At 73.4% G+C, this 10,913-nt stretch carries 13 protein-coding genes; 4 read left to right on the top strand and 9 right to left on the bottom strand.

The features are described 5' to 3' along the window. Window positions 1–139 (bottom strand): zinc-ribbon domain-containing protein (locus tag GTW43_RS37240; RefSeq protein WP_161306382.1); only part of this gene is annotated, 139 nt, incomplete at its 3' end. 126 nt (window positions 140–265) lie between these two features. Continuing rightward, the gene (locus GTW43_RS37235; RefSeq protein ID WP_161306381.1) at window positions 266–955 is read right to left on the bottom strand and encodes a demethylmenaquinone methyltransferase; all 690 of its coding nucleotides are present in this window, start codon (window positions 953–955) and stop codon (window positions 266–268) included. Window positions 956–1,048: 93 nt separating this feature from the next. Here GTW43_RS37235 and GTW43_RS37230 point away from each other — a divergent pair, with 93 nt between their 5' ends. After that, entirely contained in the window at window positions 1,049–1,354 is a 306-nt protein-coding gene (locus GTW43_RS37230; RefSeq protein ID WP_161306380.1) for a hypothetical protein, read from the top strand. Between the two features lie 46 nt (window positions 1,355–1,400). Here the strand turns inward: GTW43_RS37230 and GTW43_RS37225 are convergent, their stop codons facing one another. The 6 genes from GTW43_RS37225 to GTW43_RS37200 form a co-directional block, all read right to left on the bottom strand. After that, window positions 1,401–1,997: a hypothetical protein gene (locus GTW43_RS37225; RefSeq protein ID WP_161306379.1), complete on the bottom strand. Its 597-nt coding sequence runs from the start codon at window positions 1,995–1,997 to the stop codon at window positions 1,401–1,403. Beyond that, complete coding sequence (gene mqnC, locus GTW43_RS37220; protein ID WP_161306378.1) at window positions 1,994–3,205, bottom strand: cyclic dehypoxanthinyl futalosine synthase; 1,212 nt, start codon at window positions 3,203–3,205, stop codon at window positions 1,994–1,996. The genes GTW43_RS37225 and mqnC overlap by 4 nt, the downstream gene beginning before the upstream one ends. A 71-nt stretch (window positions 3,206–3,276) precedes the next feature. Continuing rightward, the gene (locus GTW43_RS37215) at window positions 3,277–3,990 is read right to left on the bottom strand and encodes an A24 family peptidase (RefSeq protein ID WP_161306377.1); all 714 of its coding nucleotides are present in this window, start codon (window positions 3,988–3,990) and stop codon (window positions 3,277–3,279) included. A 1-nt stretch (window position 3,991) separates the two neighbouring features. Then, entirely contained in the window at window positions 3,992–5,722 is a 1,731-nt protein-coding gene (locus GTW43_RS37210; RefSeq protein ID WP_161306376.1) for a serine/threonine-protein kinase, read from the bottom strand. Window positions 5,723–5,777: 55 nt separating this feature from the next. Beyond that, window positions 5,778–7,136: an NADP-specific glutamate dehydrogenase gene (gene gdhA / locus GTW43_RS37205; RefSeq protein WP_161306375.1), complete on the bottom strand. Its 1,359-nt coding sequence runs from the start codon at window positions 7,134–7,136 to the stop codon at window positions 5,778–5,780. Between the two features lie 337 nt (window positions 7,137–7,473). After that, window positions 7,474–8,370: a menaquinone biosynthesis protein gene (locus GTW43_RS37200; protein WP_161306374.1), complete on the bottom strand. Its 897-nt coding sequence runs from the start codon at window positions 8,368–8,370 to the stop codon at window positions 7,474–7,476. 406 nt (window positions 8,371–8,776) lie between these two features. Here GTW43_RS37200 and GTW43_RS37195 point away from each other — a divergent pair, with 406 nt between their 5' ends. Continuing rightward, window positions 8,777–8,980 (top strand): cold-shock protein, encoded by a 204-nt coding sequence (locus GTW43_RS37195; RefSeq protein WP_003948780.1) that lies wholly within the window; start codon window positions 8,777–8,779, stop codon window positions 8,978–8,980. 151 nt (window positions 8,981–9,131) lie between these two features. Here GTW43_RS37195 and GTW43_RS37190 read toward each other — a convergent pair whose 3' ends face one another. Next, window positions 9,132–9,704 (bottom strand): XRE family transcriptional regulator, encoded by a 573-nt coding sequence (locus GTW43_RS37190; RefSeq protein WP_161306373.1) that lies wholly within the window; start codon window positions 9,702–9,704, stop codon window positions 9,132–9,134. A 104-nt stretch (window positions 9,705–9,808) separates the two neighbouring features. Here GTW43_RS37190 and GTW43_RS37185 point away from each other — a divergent pair, with 104 nt between their 5' ends. Next, entirely contained in the window at window positions 9,809–10,606 is a 798-nt protein-coding gene (locus tag GTW43_RS37185; protein ID WP_202502416.1) for an AzlC family ABC transporter permease, read from the top strand. Beyond that, window positions 10,603–10,913, top strand: a 311-nt coding sequence (locus tag GTW43_RS37180) for an AzlD domain-containing protein (protein WP_161306372.1), incomplete at its 3' end; no start/stop codon positions are given. The genes GTW43_RS37185 and GTW43_RS37180, both read left to right, overlap by 4 nt.

Below are 10,913 nucleotides of genomic sequence, written 5' to 3'. Positions count from 1 at the left end.
GGGCCGCGGGCGGTGCGGCGGGCGGTGGCGGGGCCGCGCCGGAGTCGCCCTGCGGGGAGGAACGTTCGCGCCCGCATCTCATGCAGAAGCGGGCCTCTTCAGGAGCCTCGGCTCCACAGTGCGGGCAGTGCGACGCCATCGGGATGCTCCGTGATGATCCGGGGACGATCGGGTGACGTCCCGTCACCGGGCGTCACCGCGTAATCAACGGACACATCTTTCCCGTCGGCCGGTTCCCGTCCAACGGCAATACAGGAGCCGTGACTTACTTGATGCCGCGGTGCAGCGCGACGACGCCCCCGGTCAGGTTCCGCCAGGCCACCTTCTGCCAGCCCGCGCCCTGGAGCCGGGCGGCGAGCTCCGGCTGGGTGGGCCAGGCGCGGATCGACTCGGCGAGGTACACGTACGCCTCGGGGTTGGAGGAGACGGCGCGCGCGGTGGGCGGCAGGGCGCGCATCAGGTACTCGGTGTACACCGTGCGGAACGGCGCCCAGGTGGGGTGGCTGAACTCGCAGATGACGACGCGGCCGCCGGGCTTGGTGACCCGGTACAGCTCGCGCAGCGCCTGGTCGGTGTCCTGGATGTTGCGCAGCCCGAAGGAGATCGTCACGGCGTCGAACGTGTCGTTCTTGAAGGGCAGCCGCGTGCCGTCGCCCGCGGTGAACGGCATCCAGGGGTGCCGCTGCTTGCCGACCCGGAGCATGCCGAGCGAGAAGTCGCACGGCACGACGTAGGCACCGGCCCGCACGAACGGCTGCGAGGACGTGGCCGTGCCGGCGGCGAGGTCGAGGACCTTCTGCGCCGGGCGGGCGTCGACGGCCTTCGCGACCTCCTTGCGCCACAGCCGCGCCTGTCCCAGGGACAGCACGTCGTTGGTGAGGTCGTACTTCTCCGCCACGTCGTCGAACATGGAGGCGACTTCGTGGGGCTGCTTGTCCAAGGATGCGCGCGTCACCTCGCCATTGTGGCAGCACGGGTCTCGCGGACGGCGGACCGGGACCCTTCTGGGATGCTGTGCACTGCCGGAGCGATCTCAGGGGTGGGGAAGTTGGCGGTACGCGCAGGGGTGCGGGTCCTCGTGTGGGGCTGGGCCGTGCTGGTCGTCGGGGGGCTCGGGGGGACGTGGTGGCTCGGGGGCGGCGTCGCCCCCACGGACGGGGCCGGACCCGAGCGCTCGGCGCCGCCGTCCCCGACCCCGGTCCGGCTTCCGGAAGCGTGCCCCGAGCCGTCGCCCACGCCGGCTCGGACGTTCGCCGACGGGGCCAAAGGCACGAGCGACGGCGAGTTCCGGGCCGAGGCACGGGCCGACGTACGGGCCGAGGTGCGGGACTGCCTCGTGATCACCACCGGCTGATCCCGAGTGCGGCTCCGGCGGGGCGTCTCCCGCGGACGAGGGCCCGTCAACGCCCCCGGTACACCAGCCGCCCCGCCACGACCGTCGCCACGCACGTCCCCGCCCCCTGCGCCACCAGCCCCGCGCGGTCGGGGACGTCGAAGACGGCGAAACGGGCCGGGCCGCCGACCGTCGGCGCGGGCAGCAGGACCAGCGGGCGCGGGGAGAGCGAGACGGGCCCGGGCAGCCGGTCCGGGCGGGCCGCGAAGGCCAGCCCGGAACGCTGCGCCACCTCGAGGACGGCCCGCACCCGCAGCTCCCCGGCGACGGCCACCGTGCCGTGCGCGAACAGCCGCTGCACCCCGCGCCGCGCACTCGCCCCGATCCGGGACGGATCCGCGCGGAAGATCTCCCGGGCCCGCTCGCCCCCGATCGGCACCGTCCCGTACATGTCCGCCTCGCGCGGATCGGGGTGGTAGGTGCCCTCGAGGATCTCGGGCCCGTACGGGTTGAGCAGCCCGGACGTGAGGATGCCGGGCCACTCCCGCACCCGTGCGCCGGGGTGCGCGGCGGTCAGCTCCTCGCGGGTGCCGAGCGCGGCGATCCGCTCGCCCTCGACGAGGACGGCCGCGCCGTCGGCCGCGCAGACGTGCAGCGTGCTCACTGGTCGGCGGAGACGAGCTTCAGCTCGGGGTGGGCGGTGCCGCCCTCGATGGCGACGGACGAGATGTGCGAGGAGACGCGGTCGTCGACCGGGTCGTTCGCCGGGTCGTCGTGCACGACGAGGTGCTCGTACGTCGTGGCGCGCTGCGCGGGGACGCGGCCGGCCCTGCGGATGAGCTCGATGATCTCCATGCGGTTCGAGCGGTGCTTGGCACCGGCCGAGGAGACGACGTTCTCCTCCAGCATGATCGAGCCGAGGTCGTCGGCGCCGTAGTGCAGCGACAGCTGGCCGACCTCCTTGCCCGTGGTCAGCCAGGAGCCCTGGATGTGCTGGACGTTGTCCAGGAAGATCCGGGCGATGGCGATCATCCGCAGGTACTCGAAGAGCGTGGCCTGCGTGCGGCCCTTGAGGTGGTTGTTCTCCGGCTGGTACGTGTACGGGATGAAGGCGCGGAAGCCTCCGGTCCGGTCCTGCACGTCGCGGATCATGCGGAGGTGCTCGATGCGCTCGGCGTTGGTCTCGCCGGTGCCCATGAGCATCGTGGAGGTGGACTCGACGCCCAGGTTGTGCGCGGCCTCCATGATCTCCAGCCAGCGCTCGCCGGACTCCTTCAGCGGGGCGATCGCCTTGCGCGGCCGCTCGGGCAGCAGCTCGGCGCCGGCGCCCGCGAAGGAGTCGAGGCCGGCGGCGTGGATCCGCTGGATCGCCTCCTCGACGCTGACCTTGGAGATGCGGGCCATGTGCTCGACCTCGCTCGCCCCCAGGCTGTGGATGACGAGCTCGGGGTAGGCCTTCTTGATCGCGGAGAAGTGCTCCTCGTAGTACTCCACGCCGTAGTCGGGGTGGTGGCCGCCCTGGAACATGATCTGGGTGCCGCCCAGCTCGATCGTCTCCGCGCACCGGCGCAGGATGTCGTCGAGGTCGCGGGACCAGCCCTTCTTGGTGTCCTTCGGGGCGGCGTAGAAGGCGCAGAACTTGCACGCCGTCACGCACACGTTCGTGTAGTTGATGTTCCGCTCGATGATGTACGTCGCGATGTGCTCGATGCCCGCGTACTTACGGCGGCGGATCGCGTCGGCGGCGGCGCCCAGCGCGTGCAGCGGGGCGTCGCGGTACAGCGTGACGGCCTCTTCGGGGGTGATGCGCCCACCGGCGGCGGCGCGGTCGAGGACGGCCATCATGGACGGCAGCGCGGCCTTCTCGGTCACCGGGCGGGCCCCTTTCGGAGTGTGCGCCGCGGCGCGGGTGCGCCGCGGCTGAGCTGAAAACTCAGCGTACGTCAGGCGGCCAGGGCACCCAGCAGAACCCCCGCGTAGGCGCCCAGGATCATGAACGGCCCGAACGGGATCTCGGTCCTGCGGCCCGCGCGCCGGGTGACGACGAGCACGAGGGCGTACAGGGAGTTGAGGAGGACCCCGGCGAACGCGCCGAGGAACAGCACGCCCCACCCGTACCAGCCGAGCGCCGCCCCGAGGCCGAGCGCCAGCTTCACGTCTCCGAAGCCCATGCCCGGGGGGTAGGCGAGCAGGAGCAGCAGATAGCCGCCGCCGAGCGCGAGCGCGCCGAGCAGCGCACCGGTCCAGGTGCCGCCCGGGTCGGGCAGGGCCGCGGCCCCGCCGAGCGCGAGCAGCGCGAGGACGGCGAGCGGGTAGGTGAGGACGTCCGGCAGCCGGTGCACCGCGAAGTCGACGGTGGCGAGCAGCACGGCGAGCGGCGCGAGCAGCAGCCAGGCGGCCAGCTCGGGCCGGCTCCCGGTGGCGCCGGCGAGCAGCGCGCAGCAGGCGGCGGACAGGGCGGCGAGCACCGGGGCGCTGGGGCCGGGCCGGGCGCCGAGCCAGCCGCGCAGTGTCCGGCCGTCCGGGCCGGCGCTCCGCCAGGGTTCCTCGGGCTCGACCGACAGCCGGTACGCGGCGCGCGGCAGCAGGGCGCCCGCGCCGGCGCCCCACAGGACGGCGAGCAGCACCGTGAGCCGCGTGACGGTCTCGTCCTGCACGTCAGGGCCGCTTCAGGCGGGTCAGGTCGGCGCGCGGGTTGCCCGCCTGCGGGTAGTCGGCGCTGTACTTGATCCCCGTGCCGGACCGCTTGAGGCGGACCGTGTGGCCGCCCTTCGCGCAGGTGCCGCCGTTGTCCGGGGACGCCTTGCCGGAGGCGACGAGCCCGGTCGGTGAGGCCGACTCGAGGGTGAGGACGTCGACGCAGGTGACGCCGAGCGGGTCGGTGGAGGTCACCGTGCCGAGCCGCTCGCCGGGCGCGGCCTTGCGGATCTCGACCCGGTAGGTGTCGAACTGCACGTCGCCCAGGCCCGTCGTCGCGGTGGCCTTGCCCTCCCAGGTGCCCACGTAGAAGGCGGGCACCGTGCCGGCCGGTGTCGGCTCGGCCTCGGAGGGGGCGGAGGTCGCCGTGGGGGGCCGGGCGCCCGCGTCGCTGCCGCCGCCCGCGTCCGGCCTGGTGTTGAGGTAGACGGCGCCGCCGATCGTGACCGCCGCCATCGCCCCAGCCACGGCGAGCGCCACCGAGCAGCTGATCCGGCGGCCCCGGCCGTCGGCCGTGGTCGGTCCCGAGGTGGCCGACACGGAGACGGAGAGCCGGCCCGGCCTCGCGTCCGTGCCCGGCGTACCCGCCGTTCCCGCGGGACCCGCCGTGCCCGCAGGGCCCGTCGTTCCCTCGGGACCTGTCGTGCTCGCCGCGCGCGGTTCGGGCACGAGGGACTGCGAGGCGTAGGACGGGTCCGGCGGGCCGAACACCCCGGCCGGCGCCCCGCCCCCCGTCACGGAGGGACTGCTGAAGCCGACCGGGCCCGAGGCCGGATCGGCCGCGCCGGCCGGTGCGGCCGTGTCCAGGTCCAGGAGCTGTACGGCGCTGCGCGACACCTGCTCGACCAGGGCGCCCGGCAGCCAGCCCGCGGCGACGAGCCGGGCCGCGCCCTCGGGGGCGAGGGACCGCGCGACCTCGTCCGGGGTGGGCCGGCCGGCCGAGTCCTTGGCCAGGCAGGCCGCAGCGATCTCGCGCAGGTCGCCGTCCAGGGCGTCCAGTTCGGGTTCCTCGTGGACGACCTTGTAGAGCAGCGCGGCCGACGAGTCACCCGGGAAGGGGGAGTGCCCCGTCGCCGCGTAGACGAGGACCGCGCCCAGCGAGAAGACGTCGGCGGCGCCGGTGACGCCCTTGCCGAGGATCTGCTCGGGCGCCATGTAGCCGGGCGAGCCGATGGAGACGCCGGTGTTGGTGATCGACGCGGTGCCGTCCGTGGCGCGCGCGATCCCGAAGTCGATCAGCCGCGGGCCGTCGACCGTCAGGAGCACGTTCGACGGCTTCACGTCGCGGTGCACGAGTCCGAGCCCGTGCACCGCCGCCAGCGCCTCCGCGAGACCGGCGCCCAGCACCCGTACCGAGTGCGCGGGCAGGGCCCGGCCCTCCCCCGCGGCCTGCGCGAGCGAGGGTCCGGCCACGTAGCCCGTCGCCACCCACGGCACCCGGGCCTCGGGATCCGCGTCCAGGACCGGCGCCGTCCAGGCCCCGCCGACCCGGCGCGCGGCGTCCACCTCGCGGCGGAACCGCGCCCGGAACTCCTCGTCGAGCGCGAAGTGCGGGTGCACGACCTTCACGGCGACCGTGCGCCCGCCGGCGCTGCGGCCCAGGTACACCCGGCCCATGCCGCCGTGCCCGAGCCGGCCGAGCAGCCGGTAGGGCCCCACGGTCGTGGGCTCGTCCGCCTCCAGCGGCTGCATGATGACCTCCCCCGTCAGCCTGCACGCTCCTGCGGACGAGCCTATCCGCCCCGGATCAGATGACTCCCTGGGCCAGCATCGCGTCGGCGACGCGCTCGAAGCCCGCGATGTTCGCGCCGGTCACGTAGTCGCCGGGGGCACCGTAGCGCTCGGCGGTCTCGTGGCAGGTGTCGTGGATGCCGTTCATGATCTGCGCCAGCTCGTCCTCGACGCGCTCGGCGGTCCAGGACGTGCGGGCGTGGTTCTGCGCCATCTCGAGCGCGCTGACCGCGACGCCGCCCGCGTTGGCCGCCTTGCCCGGGCCGAAGGCGATGCCCGCCCGCCGGAACAGGTGGACGGCCTCGGGGGTCGCCGGCATGTTGGCGCCCTCCGAGACGGCCTTCACGCCGTTGCGCACGAGGGCCGCCGCGGCGGTCTCGTCCAGCTCGTTCTGGGTCGCGGACGGCAGCGCGAGGTCCGCCGGGACCTCCCAGACGCTGCCCCCGGGCACGAACCGCGCCGAGGCGCCCCGGCGCTCGGCGTACACGTCGACGCGCAGCCGCTCGACCTCCTTGACCTGCTTGAGCAGCGCGACGTCGATGCCCTTCTCGTCGACGACGTAGCCGGACGAGTCGGAGCAGGTGATCGCGTTGGCGCCGAGCGCGGCGAGCTTCTCGATCGTGTAGATCGCGACGTTGCCCGAGCCGGAGACGACCGCGGTCTGGCCCTCCAGGTCCTCGCCGCGCTCGCGCAGCATGGCGGCGGCGAACAGGACGTTGCCGTAGCCGGTCGCCTCCGGCCGGATGAGCGAGCCGCCCCAGCCGGTGCCCTTGCCGGTCAGGACGCCGGCCTCCCAGCGGTTCGTGATGCGCCGGTACTGGCCGAAGAGGTAGCCGATCTCGCGGCCCCCGACGCCGATGTCACCGGCGGGCACGTCCGTGTGCTCACCGATGTGCCGGTGGAGCTCCGTCATGAAGGACTGGCAGAACCGCATGACCTCGGCGTCGCTGCGCCCGTGCGGGTCGAAGTCGCTGCCGCCCTTGCCGCCGCCGATGCCGAGACCGGTCAGGGCGTTCTTGAAGATCTGCTCGAAGCCGAGGAACTTGATGACGCCGAGGTTCACGGAGGGGTGGAAGCGCAGGCCGCCCTTGTAGGGGCCGAGGGCGCTGTTGAACTCGACGCGGAACCCGCGGTTGACGTGCACGCGGCCGCGGTCGTCCTGCCACGGCACCCGGAAGATGACCTGCCGCTCGGGCTCGCAGAGCCGCTCGACCAGTCCGGCGTTCGCGTACTCGGGGCGGGCGGCGAGCACCGGCGCGAGCGACTCCAGGACCTCGTGGGCCGCCTGGTGGAACTCGGGCTGGGCGGGGTTGCGGTGTTCGATCTCGGCGAGGAGCTCGTCGAGCAGGGTCTGTGTCTCGGATCGCGTCGTCACAGAAGACCTTTCTGGCACGGCTGTCACCGGATCCGCCACGGGTGTGCGGCTCGCTCGGGTCCGGTCCACTGATGAGCCTGCGGCGCCGTTGCCGCATGCGGGACAGGGGTAAGTGTTACGCGCATGTAAACGCGTGACCAGAGTCCCGGGCCCGGATCGCTCACGATGTGAGACCGCGTTCCGCCCGCGTTCCTCCCGGCGTTCCTCCCGCGCGGGCGTTCACCGGGATTTCACCCGGAACCCGCGGATATCCGTTTCGGTATTCACCGAATTTGCGCGGACGTGCCGGTACGGCCCCCGGGAGAGGGGGCCGTCGAATCGGCCGGACCGGCATGCGTCAGGGCGCGAGGAGTTCCACGTTCACGTCCGCGGGAAATCCCGTGGTCGGTCCGACCCGGCGCGCGAACTCGGTGACGCCTTCCAGCTGTGCGGGGCCGAACCGGAAGTCGAGCGTCGTGAAGTACTCCTCGAGGACGGACTCCCCGAAGACCTCCCAGCGGGCGGCCTGCTCGGCCACCTTCGCGACCTCCACGAGCGACAGGTCGCGCGAGGACAGGAACGCCTCGTGCACCTGCCGTGTGATCTCCGGCTCGCGCTGCGCGTACTCCCTGCGCGCGGCCCAGACGGCGAAGACGAACGGCAGGCCCGTCCACTCCTTCCACATGGCGCCCAGGTCGTGCACCTGGAGGCCGAGCCGCGGGGCGTCGTGCAGGTTGGCGCGCAGCGCGGCGTCGCCGATGAGCACGGCCGCCTCGGCGTCCTGCATCATCAGGCCCAGGTCGGGCGGGCACGAGTAGTACTCGGGCCGGACGCCGATCTTCTCCTCGAGCAGCAGCTGCGCGAGCCGCACCGAGGTGCGCGACGTGGAGCCGAGCGCGACGCGCCGGCCGTCCAGCCGGTCGAGCGGCACCTGCGACACGATCACGCAGGACATGACGGGACCGTCGCAGCCGACGGCCAGGTCGGGGAAGGCGACGAGGTCGTCGGCGGCCTTCAGGAACTCGACGAGGGTGATCGGGCCGATGTCGAGCCGCCCGTCCACCAGCTGCTCACTGAGCTTCTCGGGGGTGTCCTTGGTCAGCTCGAAGTCGAGCAGGGAGCCCGTGCGGGCGAGGCCCCAGTACAGGGGCATGCAGTTCAAGAACTGGATGTGGCCGACGCGCGGGCGGGTGCGCCGCGCGGCCGCGAGGTTCTCGTGCTGGGTCTCATGCTGAGTCTCGGGAGAATTGTCCACATCGCGAGGCTAGACCCTGCCCCCGCGCTCCGGTCGTCCGGCCGTGCCGGGCGCCGCCGCGCGCAGCTCAGGGGCGTGGCGGCGGGGGCCGGAAGGCGTGCGATACGGTGCGCTGTCCGGGCGTTGCCGACATTGCGGTCCGTGAGCCGCGTGGTCGGCCTTGAGCGGCACCGGTCAATCCCGTGGAGGGCACGGTCAAACCTACGGGTGAAGTGATCTTGCCCTCTATTGCTTTCGGCTGTCTGCGTGCTAGGCTCGCCGCAAGTTGCAGTTTGGTTTCCCTTGCAGTACAGAGCCTGCGGAGCATGTAACCGCGGGCTCTCGTCGTTTTCAGACTTTTGCAGTTGTTCGCAAGCGCATTTGCAGGTTCTGGAGCAGGGCGACCCTTTGGCCCATAGGAGGGCTTATGGCTACCGGAACCGTGAAGTGGTTCAACGCTGAAAAGGGCTTCGGCTTCATCGCCCAGGAGGGCGGCGGTCCGGACGTCTTCGTCCACTACTCCGCGATCAACGCGAACGGCTTCCGCTCCCTCGAGGAGAACCAGGCCGTGACCTTTGACGTGACGCAGGGCCCGAAGGGCCCCCAGGCGGAGAACGTCACCCCCGCCTGATCGTTCGCGATCGCACGGCGTCCTGACGCCGTGACCTGATCCGGAACCTAGCGCAGTACCCAAGGAGCCCCGCGCCTCACGGCAGCGGGGCTCCTGCCTTTGTGTGCGGACGTCCGGCGGACCGGGTCGGGCCGCGGCCGGGCGCGGCCCGCTACGCGTACTGCATGAGCAGCACGCAGGTCGTCCCCGGCTCCAGCGCGCGGCAGGTGTGCGGGAGGTCGCCGGGGTACGTGATGCAGTCACCGGGCGACAGCTCGACGGGGGCCTCCCGGGGGCCGGCCAGGACCCGGCCCGTGGCGACGACCAGGTGCTCCACGGTCCCGGCGTTGTGCGGGTCGGAGTCGCGCGGCGTGCCGGGCTCGACCTGGAGCCAGTACAGATCGCGGCGGGCGCCCGGCGGGCAGGCGGAGAGCAGGGTCGCCGCGTAGTCGGCGTGCTCGGCGGGGACCGTGACGCCCTGCCCCGCGCGGACGACCTGGACGGTCGGGCGCGGCGGGTCGAGGAGCAGGCTCGGCGGCACGTCGAGGGCGACGGCGAGGGCCCAGAGCGTCTCCAGCGTGGGCTTGCCGGACGCCGACTCGAGCTGGGACAGCGTCGACTTCGCGATACCGGCACGCTTGGCCAGCTCGCTCAGGGAGAGCCCGGCGCGGGTGCGCTCGCGGCGCAGGGCCGCGGCGATGCGGTCGAGGGGCAGCGGGCTCTTGGACTGCGGGGCGTCGGTCATGGCGGCCTCACTCTACGGCGCCCGGGCCCCTCCCCGACCCGTTCGCCCGGGCGGACCGATTGTTCGACTTGACGAACAGTGCCGCTCCGGCTCACGCTACCCCTATGCGTACGGTTCAGCGAACGACCGGTCCGGACGGGCGAACACTTCCTGCGGGGCCCGAGCAGTCCGAGCGGCCCGAGCGGCCCGAGCAGTCCGAGCGGCCCGAGCAGTCCGTGCAGCCCGAGCCGCCTGCGACCGCGGCCGCCGCCTCCGACCCCCGGCTGCTCCGCGATGTCGTCCTGGTGTGTCTCGCCGACGGCGTCGTGGGCCTGTCCTTCGGGGCCGTCGCGGTCGCGGGCGGGCTTCCGGTGTGGCTGCCGGTGCTGATGTCGCTGCTGGTGTTCGCGGGATCCGCGCAGTTCAGTGCCGTCGGAGTGTTCGCCGCCGGGGGCGGGCCGGTGGCCGCCGCCGCGACCGGGCTGCTGCTCAACTCCCGTACCGCCGCCTTCAGTCTGGCCGTCGCCGACGCGCTCGGGCGGTCCTGGCCGGCCCGGCTGGCCGGTGCGCACCTCGTCACCGACGAGACCGCCGCGTTCGTCCTCGCCCGCACGGATCCGGCCGCGCGGCGCCGCGCCTTCTGGATCTCGGGGCTCGGCCTGTTCGCCGCGTGGAACGTGAGCGTCCTCGTCGGCGCGCTCGCCGGGTCCGCGCTCGGCGACACCGACCGGTTCGGGCTCGACGCCGCCTTCCCCGCGGTGCTGCTCGCCCTCGTGCTGCCCGCGCTGCGCGACGGACGGGGCGTACGCCGCGCCGCGGCGGCCGGGGGCTTCGTCGCCGTCCTCGCCACGCCGTTCCTGCCCGCGGGGGTGCCGGTGCTGCTGGCGCTGTCCGGGCTCCTGCTCGCCCGGAGGTCCGCGTGAACCCGCAGCTCATCGCCGTACTGGCCCTCGCGGCCGGCACCTACGCCTTCCGGCTCGCCGGGCCCGCCCTGCACGGCCGGGTCGAACTTCCCGCACGCGTACAGGAGTTGCTGAGCACCGCCGCCACCGTCCTGCTGGTCGCGCTGCTCGCCACCGGGGCGCTCATGGCCGGCCACACGTTCGCGGGGTGGGCCCGGCCCGCCGGGGTCCTGGCCGGCGGGCTGCTGGCGTGGCGCAGGGCACCGTTCACGGTGGTGGTCGTGGGGGCGGCGGCGGTGACGGGGTTGTTGCGGGTGGCGGGGGTCTC

Origin of the sequence: Streptomyces sp. SID5785 (assembly GCF_009870065.1) — a bacterium.
Taxonomy (GTDB): domain Bacteria; phylum Actinomycetota; class Actinomycetes; order Streptomycetales; family Streptomycetaceae; genus Streptomyces.
Note: the sequence above shows the minus strand (reverse complement) of the source record. Positions and strands in the feature narration are given on the sequence as shown.

Excerpts from the sequence above, each read along its gene's own strand:
- GTW43_RS37195 (WP_003948780.1), top strand. The coding sequence starts at position 8,777 with ATGGCTACCGGAACCGTGAAGTGGTTCAACGCTGAAAAGGGCTTCGGC.
- GTW43_RS37190 (WP_161306373.1), bottom strand. The coding sequence starts at position 9,704 with ATGACCGACGCCCCGCAGTCCAAGAGCCCGCTGCCCCTCGACCGCATC.
- GTW43_RS37210 (WP_161306376.1), bottom strand. The coding sequence starts at position 5,722 with ATGCAGCCGCTGGAGGCGGACGAGCCCACGACCGTGGGGCCCTACCGG.
- GTW43_RS37185 (WP_202502416.1), top strand. The coding sequence starts at position 9,809 with ATGCGTACGGTTCAGCGAACGACCGGTCCGGACGGGCGAACACTTCCT.